Below are 18,320 nucleotides of genomic sequence, written 5' to 3'. Positions count from 1 at the left end.
CTGATTATGCCAGGCCTTCCAGGCTGGTGACTACCTCGTCGAAGTAGTCCAGGAAGTTGGTGCCGTCCGGCGGGGTCTCGCCGATTTTCATGACCTTGACGTTGTTTTCTTCGGCAGCCTTGCGGATGCGCTCGGTGAGGTCGGTCTTGGTCTGCGGGTTGTAGATCAGCACGTCGACGTCGCCGTGCTTGATGGCCTCGAGGAAAGCGTTGAGGTCCGCCGCGGTGGGTTCGCCGTGGCTCAAGGTCGCGGAACGGTAGCCCTTCGGGGTTTTGTCCTCCATGTCGGAGTGCTCCAGGATGTAGTCCGCGATGGGTTCGGTCTGCGCATAAGTCTTCTTGGGCAGAGCGTGGGTGCGCTCGTGGAGGGCGTCCATCCTCTTGGTGAAGTCCTCGGCGTTGGCGTCGTCGCCCACCTTCTTTGCGATGTCCTCGGCCACCTGGCTCAGCGCGTCGGTGTCGTACCAGACGTGCTCGTTGCCGTCGATGGATTCCACTGCACCCTCGCCGCCGTGCTCGTGATCGTGGCCCTCATACTCGTGGTCGTGTGAATGAGTCGTCAGCGGCAGCGCGTGGATGACGTTGTCCTTGTTTTCCAAGGAGTCGTAAAGCCAAGCGTCGTATCCGCCTCCGCCGACCACCACGATGTCGGCTTCGGTGGCGCGGGCGATGTCCGCGGCCGAAGGCTCGAAGTGGTGTGGGTCGGCGTCGTTGCCCTCGACTACTGCGGTGATCTCCACCGTGTCTTCCGCTGGGGTGCCTGCCACCACGGCCTCCGCTACATTTCCCCAGATGGAGGTTGAGGCGACGATTTCGATAGTGTCCTCGCCGCTCTTCGTCTCGGCGTTGTCACTCGTGTCGCCAGTGCCACACGAGGTCAAGGCGAGGGAAGATGCGAGTAAAATAGTCGCCCCGCCAGTTCGGGCGGTGCGGCGCGGATTCATGAGTGAAGCGAAAGTCATAATGGAGAATCTAAGCCCTGTTGAAAACAATTGTCAACTGAAAATCTATTGAAAACGCAGCCCAGCCCGGGGTACGCGGCCCGGGCTCGCGGGCTGCTCTAGACTAAGCCGTATGGATACCTCCGGACGTCGGCGCAAAACCCTGGCCTCACTGGCCGCTGAGCTCGGCGTCTCCCGCACCACCGTCTCCAACGCGTACAACCGCCCGGACCAGCTCGCTCCCGCCACTCGCGAGCGCATCCTCGCCGCCGCCGCCAAGCGCGGCTACCCCGGCCCCGATCCCACCGCCCGCAGCCTGCGGACCCGCCGCGCCGGGGCCATCGGGGTGCTGCTGACTGAGCGGCTCACCTACGCCTTCGAGGACAAGGCCTCGGTGGACTTCCTCGCGGGCATGGCCGAGGCGTCCTATGGCACCAATGCCTCGCTCACGCTTATCCCGGCCGGGCCGGACACCGCGCATGAAGAACATCGCGCCGCGCAGCTTCTGGGTCGCGCCGCCGTGGACGGCTTCGTTGTCTACTCGGTGGCCAAGAACGATCCTTATCTCCTCGCTGCCCAGCAGCGCGGTGTGCCTGTGGTGGTGTGCGACCAGCCCACGGACACCGGGCTCCCCTTCGTAGGCATCGATGATTATGCGGCGATCGCCCCCGCCGCCCAGGCCTTGGTGGACGCCGGGCATCGTCGCATCGGCATCCTGGCCATCCGCCTGCTTCACGAGCGTGCCGACGGCGCGGTGGCGATCGCGGACATCGACAACGCGGCCATGCACGTCCAACGCGCCCGCATCACCGGCGCCCTCGACGTCTTCGCCCAGGCGGGCATTTCGCGCGAGGAGATTCCCGTACACACCCGGCACATCAACGATCGCTCCAATGGCCGTGACGCCGCCGAGCAGCTGCTGCGCGCGCACCCGGATCTCACCGCCGTGTTGTGCACCACGGACTCCATGGCACTCGCAGTATTGGATTACGCTGCAGAGCAGGGGATTTCCGTACCAGAACAGCTGTCAGTGACGGGGTTCGATGGCGTGGACACGGCGCTGGCGCGTGGGTTGAGCACCGTCGTCCAACCCAACAAGGCCAAAGGTGCCGCGGCCGGGCAGTTGCTCCAGGAGCTTATCGACGCCCCCGACACCGCCCGGCGCCACGAGGATCGCGGCAACCCGACGCGCAAGATTCTCAGCACCACGTTCCACGCGGGCGCGACTATCGCCCCAGCCGTGCCAACCGGGCAGTAGCCAAAGCGCCGAAGAAATCCGCCACGGCCTGCCGGTCCGTGATGCGCAGACGCGCAGCGGTGGCGCCGTCGCCCACTTTCACGCCGAGGTCCGCGTCGCCGGTCAGCACCCTGAAGCCGGTCTCGTCGGTGGTGTCGTCACCCAAGAAAACCACGGCGTCGGCGGCGAAGTCCGCGCGCTCTGCAGTGATCCACTTACCCTTGTTGACCTCCGCGGCGGAGTACTCCACAATGTTTTTGCCCACCACCACGTCGGGGAAACCCTCCGCATCCAGCGCCGCCGCCTGGCGCAGTGCCTCCGCCGCGAGCTCCGGGTCATGCTGCGCCAGCGCCACCGTGTGGAAGACCCGCTGGTAGGGCTTGACCTCGATGGCGGTGTGAGGATAGGTGCGATGCAGCGCCTCCAGCTGCGCGCCGATGGACTCCAGGTGCTCGCGCATGGTGGGGGTGAGTTCGATTCCACCCGCAGAGGATTCCGCGCCGTGCGAGCCGGCAAAGATGACGTTCTCGCTCATCGGGCAGACCTTCTTCAGCCCCTCCAGGTGGCGGCCGGACAGCACCGCGACGGCGGTGTCCGGCGCAGTGGCCAGCCGCTCGAGCGCAGTCACCGCGTCCGGGTGCGGGGCGACGGCGTAGATGTCCGTGGCGAAATCCGCGAGGGTGCCGTCGAAGTCGCTGACCACCAGCAGGCGAGGCGCGGCCGCCAAGCGCTCAATCGCGGCGGAAATCTCGGAAGGGGAAGCGTATGCCAGTTCAGTGCCGTCCATAATGTCCGAGTCTAACTGCTCTGCCGCTACTTGGCGGGGGCATCCCCGGCGTCCAAGGAGGTCAGGCGGAGCGCGGGGCTGTCCACGCGATCGTCGACAAGCGTGAGCGCCAGTTGCTCCGAGGTGCCGAAGGAGATCTCGAACTCGTGGCCCTCCGCCAACAACGCGCTGAGCTGGCCGTGTGCCCACGCCGACGCACCGGTGCAATCCTCGGAAGGTGAGTCCATGCGGACGTTGTCCAACCGCAGGCGGTTCGCCTCCCGGATGGAGGTCTGCTCGCCGTCTTCGCCTTCTTCTGCGTGGTGATAGCTCACCAAAGCCTGGAAGCGGGCGCAGCCGGTAGAACCAGTGGCAGAGCGCTCGCCAAAGGTGACCTCAGGGAGTTTGGTCACGGAGGCTGGCAGGGACGTGGGGGCCTCCGGATCTGTGAAGATGCCCGTGACCTGCCAATTGCGCTGCGCGATCCGCATGGGAGGCTCCGCCGAGTTCTTCGAGCATGCCGTGGTGAGGCCGCCGACCATCAGCAGTGCGGTGGCCGCGGCGCAGGCCTTAAGCGTGGTGCGCACGGGACTCCTCAAGGCAGTGTAGGAAAGCGTCAGCCCACAGGTTCACGTCGTGCTCGGTCACCTGCTGGTGCAGCTGGTGCATGCGCTCGGTCATCATCTCGGGGGAGGACTGGAGCGACTGGATGGTGTTGAGCAGCGAGCGCTTCACCGACTCCATATCAAAGGGGTTGCACAGGCTGGCCTGGGTCAACTCCGCCGCGGCGCCCGCAAACTCGGAGAGTACGAGCGCGCCGGTGCCGTCGTCGTGGCAGGCCACGTACTCTTTGGCCACCAGGTTCATGCCGTCTTTGAACGGGGTGACGGCCATGATGTCCGCCATGCGGAAGTAGTAGCGCAGCTCGTCTTTCGGCAGTGAGCGGTGCAGGTAGTGCACCACCGGGTGCGCGATGGTGCCAAAACGGCCGTTGATGCGGCCAACGGCTTCCTCTACCTTCGAGCGCGCCACACGGTACTGCTCGATGCGCTCGCGGGACGGGGTAGCAACCTGGACAAACGTGACGTCGGCAGGCTCCACCGCCCCGGTCTCCAGCAGCTCCTCAAACGCCAGCAGCCGCTGCAGGATGCCCTTGGTGTAGTCCAGGCGATCGATGCCCAAAATGATCGTGGACGGGTCCCCGAGCTCCCCGCGCATCTGCGCGATCTTCTCCGCGTCTGTGTCATCGAACGTCCCCATGGAGGCGACGTCGATGGAAATGGGGAACGCGCCCACGCCTACTTCGCGGCCGTCGTTGGTGGTGATCTTTGCGCCGATCTCGCGGGTGGCAGCGTTTCCTTCTACCTCGAGGCCCATGCTGCGGGCCAGGTCCAGGAAGTTGGTGGCGTTGGATTCCAAATGGAAGCCGATGAGATCCGCGCCCAACAGACCGCGCACTGTCTCATCACGCCACGGCAACTGGCGGAAGAGATCCGCGTTGGGGAAGGGGATATGCAAGAAAAAGCCGATGGTGAGATCCGGGCGCATCTGGCGCAAAATGCCCGGCAGCAGCTGCAGTTGGTAGTCCTGCACCCACACCGTGGCGCCCTCGGCGGCCACCTCCGCCACCTCCGCGGCGAATTTGAGGTTGACCTCGCGGTACGTATCCCACCAATCCCGGTTGTACACCGGTGTGACAATCAAATCGTGATAGAGCGGCCACAAAGTGGCGTTGGAAAAGCCTTCGTAGAACTCCTGGAAGTCCGTGGCGCCCAGCTTGACCGGGTGCAGAAGCACGCCCTTATCCGTGCGGAAAGCCTCCGGGGCCTCATCGATGATGCCGGGCCAGCCTACCCAGCACCCCTGGTGGCTCTCCAGCACCGGAGATAGCGCGGCTACGAGACCGCCGGGAGACGGCACCCACTCGCGCTGCCCGTCGGTGGTGGTGGTCAGGTCCACGGGCAGGCGGTTGGCCACCACCACAAAGCTGTTGGAACCGCTCGCCGTCATGGGTGTTTAAGCCTTCTTCGTGGTTTTCTTGGTCGACTTCTTGGCGGCCTTCTTAGTCGTCTTCTTGGTCGACTTCTTGGTGGTCTTCTTCGTCGTCTTCTTCGTTGACTTCTTGGTGGTCTTCTTCGTTGTCTTCTTCGTTGACTTCTTGGTGGTCTTCTTCGTCGGCTTCTCCGCAGGCTCAGCCTGCTCCTCCTGCTCGGCCAGCACCTTCTTGTGCACCAGGCCCTCGGGCTCCACACCCAGCATGGACATCAGCGTGACGCCATCCATGAAGTCCTCCGCGTACGTGGCAACGATGCGGCGGGCCGCCAGGGCGGTCTCCTCCTCAATAAAGTTGGGTTGCTCAGCGTTCGGGTGAGTATCGGTTACCTTTGGCGGCACGAAATCCTCCTGGGGATGTCACGGATAATAAAAAGCTTGGCGCTATACAACTGGCTCATTCTACGCTATCGATCTGTGCTTTTCTCTTCCGGGTTTGCCTCGGCCTCTCCTTGCAGGACGCTATAGCGTGTCGACGTCCGCGGTGGGCGTTGCGGTCGCATGGCGCGCGGTGCAAACGGTGACATGGGAACGCGCGGGATGCGTGTATGACGCGCCAGCTGCGCGGCCTTGGCAAAGGAATAACGTCCAGCGCGTTTGAAAGCGCTGTAGGGCCGGAAGTACTGCGGGCGGCGCAGCCGCCGGGCCACGCGTTCACCGAAGACCACGCCGGCCGCCAAGCCGCCGGAGATCGCAATCGCCATGGCCAGGTTGGTAAATCCTGTGATCATCTGCTCGTTGAGAGAGGCGTACATGCCGCGGTACAACGTTAGGCCGGGCAGCATTGGGGTGTAGCCTACGATGCCGGTAATCAGCGGCGGGATCATGTAGCGGCGCGACAGCAAACCACCGGCCAGGCCCACAGCCACTGCCGATAGTGCTGAGGCGGATACCGGACCCACGCCGAACGGGATCAGGATGAGGTAGTAAAACAGCATGCCGGCGCCGGCCGTGAGCGCGGAGACGAAGGTCTCGCGCCATCCGGCGTGGCAGGCGACCGCAAAGCCCGCGGAACCGATGGCGCCGCACAGCACCAATAGCGGGACCTCGTGGTACACCGGTGGAGCGATGATTTCCAGCGGCGGTAGCTCAATCCCCGCGAATTGGGCGAATTGGATGCCCAAGCCGACGCCGCCGATGATGCCGCCGGTCATCATCATGGCCTCGAAGAATTTGGCCACCGACGTTACCGGCGAGTGCGTGATGCCGTCCACGAGGCACTGCACCAGAGTGAGGCCGGCGACGAGGACGATGATTCCCATACCGATGACCTGACTGGGGGAGAAAGTAATGCCGTTCTGCGCGGCGAAGTGGTACAGACCCGCGACAGGGACCACAGCGAGGAAGCCACCGACGACGTTCTGATAAAACGGCGGTAGGCGCTTCGAGCCGAGCCAATCGTTGACGCCGATGATGAGCATGGATACGAAGAAGGAAATGACGCCCACCAGTAGGTCGCCGCCCAACATTACGGAGATGAAACCACCCATCACGCCCCAACCCAACAAGGTGACCCACCATGGATGCGGCGGCTTTTGCCGGGTGATGTCCTCCAAGATTCTCTCCGCCATCGCGGGTGGGGTGGCACCGGAGTGGATGGAGCGGATCAGCTGGTCCACGGCGGAGAGCTTGGCAAAGTCTACGGCCACTCCGGAGGCCACGTGGAAGACTGTGACGGGTCGTTTGTCCTCGCCGGTGCCGACGCTCGTGTGGATAGTGATGGTATTCATCACGATGTCCACGTGGCAGTAGTGCAAGCCGTAGGCGGACATCACCGCATGGACCTGGGCGCGCGTATCGGAGTTCGATTGCCCGGAGGACAGCAGTAGGTCTGCGACGCGTGCGGCGATGTCCATGACGCCGGCGACCTGAACAGGGTTGGTGAGGTCAATCGGTGCCAGCGGTGACGGCGGCGGCGCGGCCTTGACGGCATCAATCGTCGCAAAGTGGCCCTGCGCGCCCAGCAACGCCGAAAGCTTCCCCAACACTGAACTCACGGTATGCGTTTCCTCAATCCTCAATGCGTATTGTCCGCCGGGGTGCTTCCCGACGCCCCCTTAGCCTACTGGCAGGTTTCCTCCCTGTGCGACGGTCGGGTACTATGTGGTTTTCGTGGCGCAGCAAAACTGGCGTCACGCTGCTGGAGTGGCGCAATTGGTAGCGCAACGCACTTGTAATGCGTAGGTTGCGAGTTCAAGTCTCGTCTCCAGCTCTCTCGCCCCTGGTAGAAGTCGTAATTTCTGCCAGGGGCATTGCACTGTTTGCTACGTAACCCACGGCCGCCGACTTAGAGATGTTTTCGACCTCATCCGTTGTACTAATCCGGGAATGCTTGACTGGGTAAAAGGGATATCCCGAGTCTCTCGGTGGCCACAACCGTAGGGGGGGGGTATTGCTGCATGGCCGTTGAACGCCGTTGAACGCCGTTGAACGCAGTGGTGCGGTGGGTAGTTTCAGGAAAGACATCAGGATATGAGCTGACAACCGTGATGCTGCCCATGCTGTGGCTTACCGTGGCGGCCCGCTCGCCTGGTCTTATGGCGAAAACCGCACGAGGCGTGGACAATCGGATGTATGGCTATGAACTTTGCAGAACAGATCATTGAAACGTTAGAAAAGCAGGGCGTTAAGCGGATTTACGGCTTGGTGGGGGACTCGTTGAACCCCATCGTTGATGCCGTGCGTGATTCTTCCATCGAGTGGGTGCACGTGCGCAACGAGGAGGCGGCCGCGTTCGCGGCCGGCGCGGAGTCGTTGTTGACCGGCGAGTTGGCGGTATGCGCGGCGTCGTGTGGCCCGGGCAATACCCACCTTATTCAGGGCCTGTTTGATTCCCACCGCAACGGCGCGAAGGTGCTGGCGCTGGCCAGCCATATCCCCTCGCAGAAGATCGGCTCCAGCTTCTTCCAGGAGACACACCCGCAGGAGCTCTTTAAGGAGTGCTCCGGTTACTGCGAGATGGTCAATTCCGCTGACCAGGGCGGCACCATTTTGCACCACGCCATCCAGTCCACCATGGCCGGAAACGGTGTCTCAGTCCTGGCGCTGCCGGGCGATATTACCGAGCACGAGGCGGAAGATGACATCTTCGCCGGTTCCGTGATTTCCTCCGGCCGCCCGGTGGTATACCCGGACGCCCAGGAGGCGGCCGCGTTGGCGAAGGCCATCGACGACGCCGACACCGTCACTCTCTTCGTCGGCGGCGGTGCGCGTGACGCCCGCGACCAGGTGCTGGCGCTGGCAGAGAAGATTAAGGCCCCCGTCGGCCACGCGCTGGGCGGCAAGATGTACATCCAGTATGACAACCCTTACGACGTTGGCATGTCGGGATTGCTAGGTTACGGCGCGGCGCACGACGCCATGCAGGAGGCGGACTTGCTCATCCTGCTGGGCACGGACTTCCCGTACACAGAGTTCCTGCCCAAGAAGAACGTGGCGCAGGTGGACATCAACGGCGCACACTTGGGGCGTCGCACCCGCGTGACCTACCCGGTGGTGGGCGACGTCGGCGCGACGATCGACAACATCCTGCCGCACATCGCAGAGAAGCAGGATCGCTCCTTCCTAGACAAGATGCTCAAGGAGCATCACCGGAAGCTGGACCATGTGATCGAGGCGTACACCTCCGACGTGGGCAACCACACCCCAATCCACCCAGAGTACGTGGCCAATATCATCGACGAGGAAGCGGCCGAGGACGCGGTGTTTACCGTGGATACCGGCATGAACAACGTGTGGGGCGCGCGCTACATTACGCCGAACGGCAAGCGCGAGCAGATCGGTTCCTTCCGCCACGGCACGATGGCCAACGCTCTTCCACATGCCATCGGTGCGCAGTACGCGGACCGCAACCGCCAGGTGGTTTCCTTCATTGGCGACGGCGGCCTATCCATGCTGATGGGCGAGCTCATTACGGTGCGCCAGCACGAGTTGCCGCTGAAGATGTTCGTGTTTAATAACTCCTCGCTGGGTATGGTCAAGCTGGAGATGCTGGTCAAGGGGATGCCGGAGTATCAGACGGACCACGACCTCGTGGACTACGCGCACATCGCCGAGGGTGTGGGCATTAAGTCTGTGGTCGTCGAGGATCCACAGAACGCGCGCGAGGTCATCCAAGAGGTGATGGCCTACGACGGGCCGGTGCTGGTGGATATCCGCACGGATGCCAATGCGTTGTCCATCCCGCCGACCATCACGTGGGCGCAGATTATGGGCTTTTCCAAGGCCGCCACGCGCACCGTCTTTGGCGGCGGCGTGGGACACATGGTGGACATGGCCGCGTCCAACCTGCGCAATATTCCGCGTCCGTAAGGACCAGCAGGGCGTCCAGTAACCTTTCAGGAACCGTTCAGTGTGCTCGGAAACCGGCGTGGCATACTGCATCTATTGAAGGTCCATTGAATGTATTTTGAAGCTAGCTGGAAGTAGAAGTGATGGAAGACAACAACACTGGCCAACTCGTCAAAGTCCTCGTCGTCGATGACGAGCCCAACATCGTGGAATTGCTCACGGTGAGCTTGAAGTTCCAAGACTTCGACGTACGCACTGCCAACTCCGGCGCTGACGCACTGCGCATCGCCCGCGAGTTCCAGCCCGACGCCTACATCTTGGACGTCATGATGCCCGGAATGGACGGTTTCGAGCTGCTGGGCAAGCTCCGCGCAGAGGGCCTCGACGGCCCGGTGCTGTACCTGACCGCCAAGGACAGCGTGGATCAGCGCATCCACGGTCTGACCATCGGCGCAGATGATTACGTCACCAAGCCGTTTAGCCTGGAAGAAGTCATTACCCGACTGCGCGTTATCCTGCGCCGTGGCGCGATCGCGGATGAGTCCCCGCAGTCGGCTACCGTGACCTACCACGACCTCGAGCTCAACGACGACACCCACGAGGTGACCAAGGGCGGCGAGCTCATCGAGCTCTCGCCGACGGAGTTCAACCTCCTGCGCTACCTCATGCTCAACGCGGAGGTCGTGCTGTCCAAGTCGAAGATTCTGGACAACGTGTGGCACTACGACTTCGGCGGCGATGGCAACGTTGTGGAGTCCTACATTTCCTACCTGCGCCGCAAGGTGGATACCGGCGACACACCGCTCATTCACACCGTACGTGGTGTGGGTTACGTGCTGCGTAAGCCGCGTCAGTAAACCCGACCGTGACGGACATTATGTCCCTATTTTCGCGCTTCCGACGCCGCGGGGAGCAGTCTCCTCTCGGTGCTAGCGCCGCGTCGGTGCCGTCTGTTTCCGACGAGGAGACGCCGCTCCACTCTGGCGTAATAGAAGCTGGCGAGATGGATCCGGAGGGACCAACAATCGGTGCGGTGATCGCACCCGCCCACGCCGTGACTGGCGACGACGCCCACGACGATGGTGAAGAATCGTTTGCCGATGCAGCGTCGGTCGGCGGGGACGCCGCATCGGGCGCGCCTGACGGCGAGCGCCAAGGCAAACAGGCGCGGAGACGAACCCGGAGAAACGGCAACAGTCATCGATCTGGGGCACGGCGTTTCCAGGTCGACTTTCCGCTGCGCACGCTGCTGGTCATGCTTATCGTGACCGTCGCAGGCTTCGGCCTGATGGTCTCGTCGGTCGCGGTTTATTCGATTATGCGCGACGTGTCTTATGAGCGGGTCGACGACGATCTCCGCGGTGCCATGAGCGGCTGGGCGCAGAACTCGGACCTATTTAGCGCGAACGCCGCGGCCCGGCCGCCTTCGGATTTCTGCGTCATCAAGGTCTTTCCCGACGGCACCGTCCAAGTGTTCAATGACCGCGGCAGCACCCCGGAAGTCAAAGACCTCGTCATCGGCAGCCAACCGCAGAACGTCGGTTCCGTCGATGACGCGCTCAACAATTCCCAGTGGCGCGGCATGGCCACCGAGGGTGACGCCACCATCACGGTGGTGGCCAAAAACCTCGACCGGGAAAACAACGTCCTGCGCGGCCTGGCGTTTATCCAGGCGTTCATCTCTATCGTGGTGCTGGCGATAATTGCGGTGATGGCTACCACCCTGATCCGGCGCGCGCTGCGACCACTGAGTGTGGTGGAACGCACCGCGGCGCAGATTGCTAAGGGCGACGTCGATAAGCGCGTGCCCGAATGGCCGCTCAACACCGAGGTGGGGCAGTTGTCCGCGGCGCTGAACGTCATGCTCTCGCGCCTGCAGGAATCCATCGTGGAAGCCCAGTCCAAGGAGCAGCAGATGCGCCGCTTCGTCGGCGACGCGTCCCACGAACTCCGCACCCCTTTGACGAGCTTGCGAGGTTACACGGAGCTCTACCGCTCCGGCGCCACGAAGGACATTGACCTGGTTCTGAACAAGGTAGAAGACGAATCCCACCGCATGTCCTTGCTGGTGGAAGACCTTTTGGCGCTCACTCGCGCCGAGGGATCCCGGTTGGACATGCGGACTATCGACGTCCTGGAGGTCGCGCTCGCCGCCGCCTCAACCGCCCGCGCGGCGCACCCGGGCCGCACGGTGGAAGTGGTGAACAAGGTCAGCTCGTTGCCGGTCATTAAGGGCGACGCGGAGCGCCTGCACCAGGTGCTGCTCAACCTCATCGTCAACGCCCTGCGCCACGGCGGCGAGGAGGCCACCATCAAAGTACAGCTCCGGCGCGATTCCAAGGACGTGCTTATCGACGTCGCGGACAACGGCAAGGGCATGCCCCCGGACGTCGCCGCGCACATCTTCGAGCGCTTCTATCGCGAGGACACCTCGCGCACCCGCGGCACGGGCGGCTCAGGCCTCGGATTGGCCATCGTGAAGTCCATCGTGGAACAACACGACGGCTCGGTGACGGTCTCGTCCGCCGTAGGGGAGGGCTCCACCTTCACGGTGCGTATTCCGCGTTTCGAGGAATACGAGGAGCACCCCTCCACGGGTGAGCACAGCTAAGGTCTAGGAGAACTGCTCGGTGGTGCCCAGGGCGTCGCGAAGCTTGGCTGCGGCGTCGTCCATCGTGGCGTCGTCGGTGGCGTCCATGGCCATTGCCTTGCTGAAGTCGTACTCGCTCATTTTCTCCGTGGGGAAAACGTGAATGTGAGTGTGCGGGACGTCAAAACCGGCGATGATGTAGCCCGCGCGCGGCGTGCCGAAGGACTCGATGCAGGCCTGGCCCACCTTCTGCGCCACCTCGTTGAGGTGCGCCCAGGTAGCGGCGTCTAGGTCGGTCCACTTGTCCACCTCTTTGATGGGGACCACCAGCGTGTGTCCGTAGCGCAGCGGCTCGATGGTCAAAAACGCCACCACGGTCTCGTCGCGGTAAACAAAACGCCCGGGTAGCTCGCCGTTGATGATCTTGGTAAATACAGAAGCCATGGCACCCAGGCTACCGCTAGAATGACACCCATGCGCATCCTCGTTATCGGCTCGGGCGGCCGTGAACACGCCCTCGTCAAAGGCCTGGCCTCCGATCCCGCAGTCAAGGAGGTGCATGCCGCGCCGGGCAACCCGGGCATGGCGGCGCAAGCCACCTGCCACCCGGAAGCACGTGACGTCGCCAACGCGGACGCCATGGTGGCGCTCGCGCGCGAAATCTCGGCCGACCTCGTGGTCATCGGCCCGGAGATCCCATTGGTGGCCGGGGTGAGCGACGCTGTGCGCGAGGCAGGTTTTGCCGTGTTCGGCCCCAGCAAGGCCGCTGCCCAGATTGAGGGTTCCAAGGCGTTTGCCAAGGACGTCATGGCCGCCGCCGGGGTGGCTACCGCGCGGGCGGAGCAGGTGCTTCCGGATTCCACTGATGACGCCGTGGAGCGCGCACTGGACAACTTCGGGCCCATGTACGTGGTGAAAGACGACGGCCTGGCCGGCGGAAAGGGCGTTGTGGTCACCGCGGATCGCGCGGCGGCGCGCCAGCACGTCTTCGCCGTCCACGCCGCCGGCAACCCGGTGCTGCTGGAGTCCTTCCTGGATGGCCCGGAGGTGTCTCTGTTCTGCCTCGTCGACGGCGAGACCGTGGTCCCGCTCCTGCCGGCGCAGGATCACAAGCGCGCCTACGACAACGACGAGGGCCCCAATACCGGCGGCATGGGCGCCTACACGCCGTTGCCGTGGCTGCCCGAGGACGGCGTGCAGCGCATCGTGGACGAGGTCTGCGTGCCCGTGGCCAAGGAGATGGCCGCCCGCGGCGTGCCTTATTCCGGCCTTCTCTACGCCGGTCTGGCATGGGGCGCGGAAGGCCCCGCGGTGGTGGAGTTCAACTGCCGCTTCGGCGACCCGGAGACCCAGCCGGTGCTGTCCATGCTGAAGTCCCCGCTGGGCGAGGCCCTCAACGCAGTGGCCACCGGTAAGCTCGCTGAGCTCCCACCGCTGGAATGGGAAGACGGCTACGCGCTGACCGTGGTGCTCGCCGCCGAAGGCTACCCGGACAACCCCCAGAAGGGCGCGACCATCACCTCGCCGGACCTCGACGACCCGGCCAAGATTCTTCACGCGGGCTCAGCGCTCGCGGAAGCGAACACCGACGGCCAGTTCGTCGCCAACGGCGGCCGCGTGCTCAGCATCCTGGGCAAGGGCGCAACCCTCGAAGACGCCCGGGCGGCGGCCTACGAAGTCATCGAGGGCGTCGAGATGCCCGGCAGCTTCTACCGCAAGGACATCGGTCTGAAGGCAGCCAACGGCGGCATCAGCATCCCCTAAAGGGGCGAGGTTATCCGCCAGGAATGTCGTGCGTATCGAGCGGACGTGGAATAATAATCGGCGTGACCGAGAAGATGCAGATTCCCAACGTCCTGTCCGCCCGCTACGCCTCCCCGGAGTTGTCCAACCTCTGGAGCGCGGAGCACAAGATCATCCTGGAGCGTCAGCTCTGGATCGCCGTGATGAAGGCGCAGAAGGATCTGGGCATCGACATCCCCGCCGAGGCCATCGCCGCCTACGAAGCCGTGATCGGCCAGGTGGACCTGGAATCCATCGCCGCCCGCGAGCGAGTAACCCGCCACGACGTCAAGGCGCGCATCGAGGAATTCAACGCGCTCGCTGGCCACGAGCACATCCACAAGGGCATGACCAGCCGCGACCTCACCGAGAACGTAGAGCAGCTGCAGATCATGCGCTCCCTGCAGTTGCTGCGGGACAAGGCCATCGCCGTGGTCGCCCGCATCGGCGAGCACGCCGGCAACTACCAGTCTCTGGTCATGGCGGGCCGCTCCCACAACGTGGCCGCGCAGGCCACCACCTTAGGTAAGCGCTTTGCCTCCGCCGCGGATGAGATGCTGCTGGCCATCGAGCGCACTGAATCTCTGTTGGCTCGCTACCCGCTGCGCGGCATCAAGGGGCCAATGGGTACCGCGCAAGACATGCTGGATCTTCTCGGCGGCTCCCAGGACAAGCTGGCGTCGCTGGAAACCGGCATCGCGGATCACCTCGGATTCAGCCGCATCTTCAACTCCGTGGGTCAGGTATACCCGCGCTCCCTGGACTTCGACGCCGTGTCCGCGCTCGTGGAGCTGGGCTCCGCCCCGAGCTCCCTGGCCACCACCATCCGCCTCATGGCCGGCAATGAGACCGTGACCGAAGGCTTCAAGGAGGGACAGGTCGGCTCCTCGGCCATGCCACACAAGATGAACGCTCGCTCCTGCGAGCGCGTCGGCGGCCTGCAGGTCATCCTGCGTGGCTACCTCACCATGGTGGCGGACCTGGCCGGCCAGCAGTGGAACGAAGGCGACGTGTTCTGCTCCGTCGTGCGCCGCGTGGCCTTGCCGGACGCATTCTTCGCCCTGGACGGTCAGTTTGAGACCTTCCTCACCGTCCTCGACGAGTTCGGTGCCTTCCCCGCGATGATCGACCGCGAACTGGAGCGCTACCTGCCGTTCTTGGCCACCACCCGCATCCTCATGGCCGCCGTCCGCGCGGGCGTCGGCCGCGAGACCGCGCACGAGGTCATCAAGGAAAACGCGGTGGCCGTCGCGCTCAACATGCGCGAGAATGGTGCCGACCAGGATCTCATTGAGCGCCTCGCCGCTGACGAGCGCCTGCCGATGGACAAGGCGGCCCTCGATGCCGCCCTGGCGGACAAGCACGCGTTCATCGGCGCCGCTGAGGCCCAGGTCTCCCAGGTGCTCGCCCGCGTCAACCAGCTGGTCTCCGAGCACCCGCAGGCCGCCCGCTACACCCCGGGCGACATCCTCTAGTCCACCCGGCCTCTCATCCGCCCGGCCACACCACCCACCCGATAACCGCAAAGGAAACCCCACCATGCGCCCGCAGCTTAACGACTACAAGCACCTGGCCTCCGGCAAGGTCCGCGACATCTACGAGGTCGATGACGCCACCTTGCTCATGGTGGTCTCCGACCGCATCTCGGCGTACGACTTCGCGCTCGAACCGGCTATTCCGGACAAAGGCCGCGTGCTCACCGCGACGTCGATGTTCTTCTTCGACGCCATCGACTTCCCCAACCACCTCGCCGGGCCTATCGACGACCCGCGCATCCCCGAGGAGGTCTTGGGTCGCGCCATCATCGTCCACAAGCTTGAGATGTTGCCCTTCGAGTGCGTCGCCCGCGGCTTCCTCACCGGTTCGGGCCTCAAGGAATACCAGGCATCCGGCACCGTGTGCGGCATCGCGCTTCCCGACGGCCTGGGGGAGGCCTCGCGCCTGCCCGAGCCCATTTTCACCCCAGCCACCAAGGCGGAGCAGGGCGACCATGACGAGAACGTGAGCTTTGAAGTGGTTGTGGACAAGCTCGGCGCCGAGCGCGCCCAGCAGCTCAAGGACGCCACCCTGCAGATTTACTCTGCCGCCGCGCACCTTGCGGAGGACAAGGGCATCATCCTCGCGGACACCAAGTTCGAGTTCGGCCTCGATGCCGACGGCACCCTGGTACTCGCCGATGAGGTCCTCACCCCAGACTCCTCCCGCTACTGGCCGGCGGACGGCTTCGAGGAAGGCAGGGTCCAGCCCAGCTTTGACAAGCAGTACGTCCGCAACTGGCTGACCTCAGATGCCTCCGGCTGGGACCCCGCCAGCGAGACCCAGCCACCGCACCTGCCTGCCGACGTCGTGGCCGCCACCCGCGCCCGCTACATCGAGGCCTACGAGCGCCTCTCCGGGGCGTCGTTTAGCAACTGGCCCGGCGCTTAAGTCTCGCCGCGCGGCAGCGGGGTGCCGAGGGTAGCTACCATGGGACGGTATGAATAACAGCAATGTGACTACCTCCGGCACTGCCGTGCCATCGGACAAGACGCCACCGGTAGCGGCGACGAAACCCCACACGAGGACGTTCCACGGGCGCGAGTTCGTGGACAACTATGAGTGGCTGCGCGATAAGGAATCTTCGGAGGTGCGCGACCACCTCGAGGCCGAAAACGCCTACACCGAGGCGCAGACGGCGCACCTCAAAGAGCTGACGGACAACATCTTCGAAGAGATCAAGTCCCGAGTGAAGCAGACGGACATGTCCGTGCCCACCCGCGCGGGCGATTATTGGTATTACGGCCGCAGTGAGGAAGGTAAGAACTACGGCTATTCCTGCCGGATCCCAGTGGATGCCAGCCATGACCCGTGGGTGCCGCCACAGATCCCGGAAGAGGGCGTCCCCGAAGGAGAACAGGTTCTCCTCGACCTCAACGAGCTCGCGGACGGCCATGAGTTCTTCTCCCTCGGTGCCTCCTCCGTCACCAAGAGCGGCCGCCTGCTGGCGTACTCCGTGGACACCGCGGGTGACGAACGTTTCGAGCTGCGCATCAAGGACCTGGATACCGGCGACATGCTGGACGACAAGCTTGAGGGCATCTTCTACGGCGCGACCTGGGTGGGGGAGGAGTACCTGTTCTACCAGCGTGTGGACGACGCCTGGCGCCCCGATACCGTGTGGCGCCACAAAGTGGGCACCTCCCAGGACGAAGACGTTGTGGTGTTCAAAGAGGAAGACGCGCACTTCAACGTGGGCGTCGGTGCCACCCGCAGCGAGAAGTACCTCATTATCGAGGTGGCGTCGAAGATTACGTCGGAAACGTGGGTGCTTGATCAAGACAACCCTGAGGGTGAGTTTGAAGTCCTGTGGTCGCGCGAGCGTGGTGTGGAATACGAGGTGGACCATGCCGTCGTGGACGGCGAAGACTACTGGGTGGTCACCCACAACGCCACCGGTCGCAACTTTGAAGTCGGCGCGACTCCAGTGGGCGTCGACAAGCTCCCTGCGTTGCAGGACCTGCAGGTGCTCATGCCGCACCGCGAGGACGTACGCGTGGAAGGCGTGGACACCTACCGCGACCAGATCGTGGTGGCCTACCGTCGCGACGCCATCGGCCGATTGGGTATCATGCGCCTCGACGGAGGCTTCGGCAGCTTCCGCGAGATTACATTCGACGAAGAGCTCTACACCGTTTCTGCGTTGGGGAACCCAGAATGGGATGCACCCGTTATCCGCCTGGGCTACAGTTCATTTATCGAGCCTGCGAGCCTGTATGACTATCGCGTGGCCGACGGCAAATTTACGTTGCTCAAACAACAGGAGGTCCTGGGCGGCTACGACCCGGAGCAGTACACCGCCTACCGCTGGTGGACCACGGCGCCTGACGGTGTGGAAATCCCCGTGTCGATTATCCACCGCAAGGACCTGGACACCTCCAAACCGAACCCGATGCTGCTCTACGGCTACGGCTCGTACGAGTCCACGACGGACCCGGCGTTCTCTTACACCCGACTCTCCTTGCTAGACCGCGGGATGATCTTCGCCGTGGCGCACGTGCGTGGCGGCGGCGAAATGGGGCGCGGTTGGTACGAGGACGGCAAGCTGGATAAGAAGAAGAACACGTTCACGGACTTCATCGCGGTGGCCGACAACCTCATCGCCCGCGACTTGACGCGGCCAGACATGCTCGTGGCCGAAGGTGGCTCGGCAGGCGGAATGCTCATGGGCGCGGTGGCCAACATGGCCCCAGACCGCTTCGTGGGGATCCAGGCGGTGGTGCCTTTCGTGGATCCGCTGACTTCGATGCTCATGCCGGAGCTGCCGCTCACCGTCATCGAGTGGGACGAGTGGGGCGACCCGTACAACGAACCCGCGTTCTACGACTATATGGCGTCCTACGCGCCGTACGAGAACGTGGAAGCCAAGGACTACCCCGACATCCTGGCGGTGACCTCGCTGAATGACACCCGCGTTCTTTACGTGGAGCCGGCGAAGTGGATCGCTAAGCTGCGCGCCACCGCAACGGGCGGCACGTTCCTTCTCAAGACGGAGATGTCCGCCGGGCACGGCGGTGTCTCTGGACGCTACGACAGGTGGAAGCAAGGCGCGTACGAGTACGCGTGGATCATCAACAAGGCCACCGGCAAGCTGGCCTAGCGTTGACCTCACAGGTTTCAGCGCGCG

General features: G+C 63.8%; 15 protein-coding genes and 1 tRNA gene. 9 read left to right on the top strand and 7 right to left on the bottom strand.

The genetic code is table 11. The annotated features are described in order from the left end of the window. Window positions 1-4: 4 nt before the first annotated feature. Window positions 5-961 (bottom strand): metal ABC transporter solute-binding protein, Zn/Mn family, encoded by a 957-nt coding sequence (locus H0194_RS03930; RefSeq protein WP_246389056.1) that lies wholly within the window; start codon window positions 959-961, stop codon window positions 5-7. 112 nt (window positions 962-1,073) lie between these two features. Here H0194_RS03930 and H0194_RS03925 point away from each other — a divergent pair, with 112 nt between their 5' ends. After that, on the top strand, window positions 1,074-2,198 hold the full coding sequence (locus tag H0194_RS03925) for a LacI family DNA-binding transcriptional regulator (protein WP_185176520.1): 1,125 nt from the start codon (window positions 1,074-1,076) through the stop codon (window positions 2,196-2,198). On the opposite strand, the gene otsB is transcribed toward H0194_RS03925, so the two are convergent. The 5 genes from otsB to thrE all read right to left on the bottom strand — a co-directional run bounded on the left by otsB (window position 2,167) and on the right by thrE (window position 6,992). Next, window positions 2,167-2,964 (bottom strand): trehalose-phosphatase, encoded by a 798-nt coding sequence (gene otsB, locus H0194_RS03920; RefSeq protein ID WP_185176519.1) that lies wholly within the window; start codon window positions 2,962-2,964, stop codon window positions 2,167-2,169. The genes H0194_RS03925 and otsB overlap by 32 nt on opposite strands. 26 nt (window positions 2,965-2,990) lie before the next feature. Next, window positions 2,991-3,530, bottom strand: a complete 540-nt coding sequence (locus H0194_RS03915; RefSeq protein WP_185176518.1) for a hypothetical protein — start codon at window positions 3,528-3,530, stop codon at window positions 2,991-2,993. Next, window positions 3,514-4,953, bottom strand: a complete 1,440-nt coding sequence (locus tag H0194_RS03910) for an alpha,alpha-trehalose-phosphate synthase (UDP-forming) (RefSeq protein ID WP_185176517.1) — start codon at window positions 4,951-4,953, stop codon at window positions 3,514-3,516. Before H0194_RS03910 ends, H0194_RS03915 begins: the two co-directional genes overlap by 17 nt. A 6-nt stretch (window positions 4,954-4,959) precedes the next feature. Further along, window positions 4,960-5,337, bottom strand: a complete 378-nt coding sequence (locus H0194_RS03905; RefSeq protein ID WP_185176516.1) for a hypothetical protein — start codon at window positions 5,335-5,337, stop codon at window positions 4,960-4,962. A 65-nt stretch (window positions 5,338-5,402) separates the two neighbouring features. Further along, entirely contained in the window at window positions 5,403-6,992 is a 1,590-nt protein-coding gene (gene thrE / locus H0194_RS03900; RefSeq protein ID WP_246389055.1) for a threonine/serine exporter ThrE, read from the bottom strand. Between the two features lie 142 nt (window positions 6,993-7,134). Here thrE and H0194_RS03895 point away from each other — a divergent pair. From H0194_RS03895 to H0194_RS03880, 4 genes are all read left to right on the top strand, one after another. Next, window positions 7,135-7,207: transfer RNA gene (locus tag H0194_RS03895), tRNA-Thr, on the top strand. A gap of 362 nt (window positions 7,208-7,569) precedes the next feature. Continuing rightward, window positions 7,570-9,306 carry a pyruvate dehydrogenase gene (locus H0194_RS03890; protein WP_185176515.1) on the top strand — a complete coding sequence of 579 codons (1,737 nt, stop codon included), beginning with the start codon at window positions 7,570-7,572 and terminating at the stop codon, window positions 9,304-9,306. 122 nt (window positions 9,307-9,428) lie between these two features. Beyond that, entirely contained in the window at window positions 9,429-10,142 is a 714-nt protein-coding gene (locus H0194_RS03885) for a response regulator transcription factor (protein WP_185176514.1), read from the top strand. Between the two features lie 20 nt (window positions 10,143-10,162). Further along, window positions 10,163-11,896, top strand: coding sequence for a sensor histidine kinase (locus H0194_RS03880; RefSeq protein WP_343061339.1), 1,734 nt, complete (start codon window positions 10,163-10,165; stop codon window positions 11,894-11,896). Window positions 11,897-11,899: 3 nt separating this feature from the next. Here H0194_RS03880 and H0194_RS03875 read toward each other — a convergent pair whose 3' ends face one another. Further along, a complete protein-coding gene (locus H0194_RS03875; RefSeq protein WP_185176513.1) occupies window positions 11,900-12,319 on the bottom strand; it encodes an HIT family protein in 420 nt (139 codons plus the stop codon). A 30-nt stretch (window positions 12,320-12,349) separates the two neighbouring features. Here H0194_RS03875 and purD point away from each other — a divergent pair, with 30 nt between their 5' ends. The 4 genes from purD (at window position 12,350) to H0194_RS03855 (ending at window position 18,293) form a co-directional block, all read left to right on the top strand. After that, the gene (purD, locus tag H0194_RS03870; RefSeq protein ID WP_185176512.1) at window positions 12,350-13,639 is read left to right on the top strand and encodes a phosphoribosylamine--glycine ligase; all 1,290 of its coding nucleotides are present in this window, start codon (window positions 12,350-12,352) and stop codon (window positions 13,637-13,639) included. Window positions 13,640-13,713: 74 nt separating this feature from the next. After that, window positions 13,714-15,132: an adenylosuccinate lyase gene (purB, locus tag H0194_RS03865; protein WP_425486458.1), complete on the top strand. Its 1,419-nt coding sequence runs from the start codon at window positions 13,714-13,716 to the stop codon at window positions 15,130-15,132. A gap of 64 nt (window positions 15,133-15,196) precedes the next feature. Beyond that, window positions 15,197-16,084 carry a phosphoribosylaminoimidazolesuccinocarboxamide synthase gene (locus tag H0194_RS03860; RefSeq protein WP_185176510.1) on the top strand — a complete coding sequence of 296 codons (888 nt, stop codon included), beginning with the start codon at window positions 15,197-15,199 and terminating at the stop codon, window positions 16,082-16,084. 49 nt (window positions 16,085-16,133) lie between these two features. Further along, window positions 16,134-18,293, top strand: a complete 2,160-nt coding sequence (locus tag H0194_RS03855) for a S9 family peptidase (RefSeq protein ID WP_185176509.1) — start codon at window positions 16,134-16,136, stop codon at window positions 18,291-18,293. Window positions 18,294-18,320 lie beyond the last annotated feature (27 nt).

Origin of the sequence: Corynebacterium incognita (assembly GCF_014217255.1) — a bacterium.
Lineage (GTDB): Bacteria > Actinomycetota > Actinomycetes > Mycobacteriales > Mycobacteriaceae > Corynebacterium > Corynebacterium incognitum.
The sequence above is the reverse complement of the archived record's forward strand: the minus strand, read 5'-3'. Positions and strand labels throughout refer to the sequence as shown.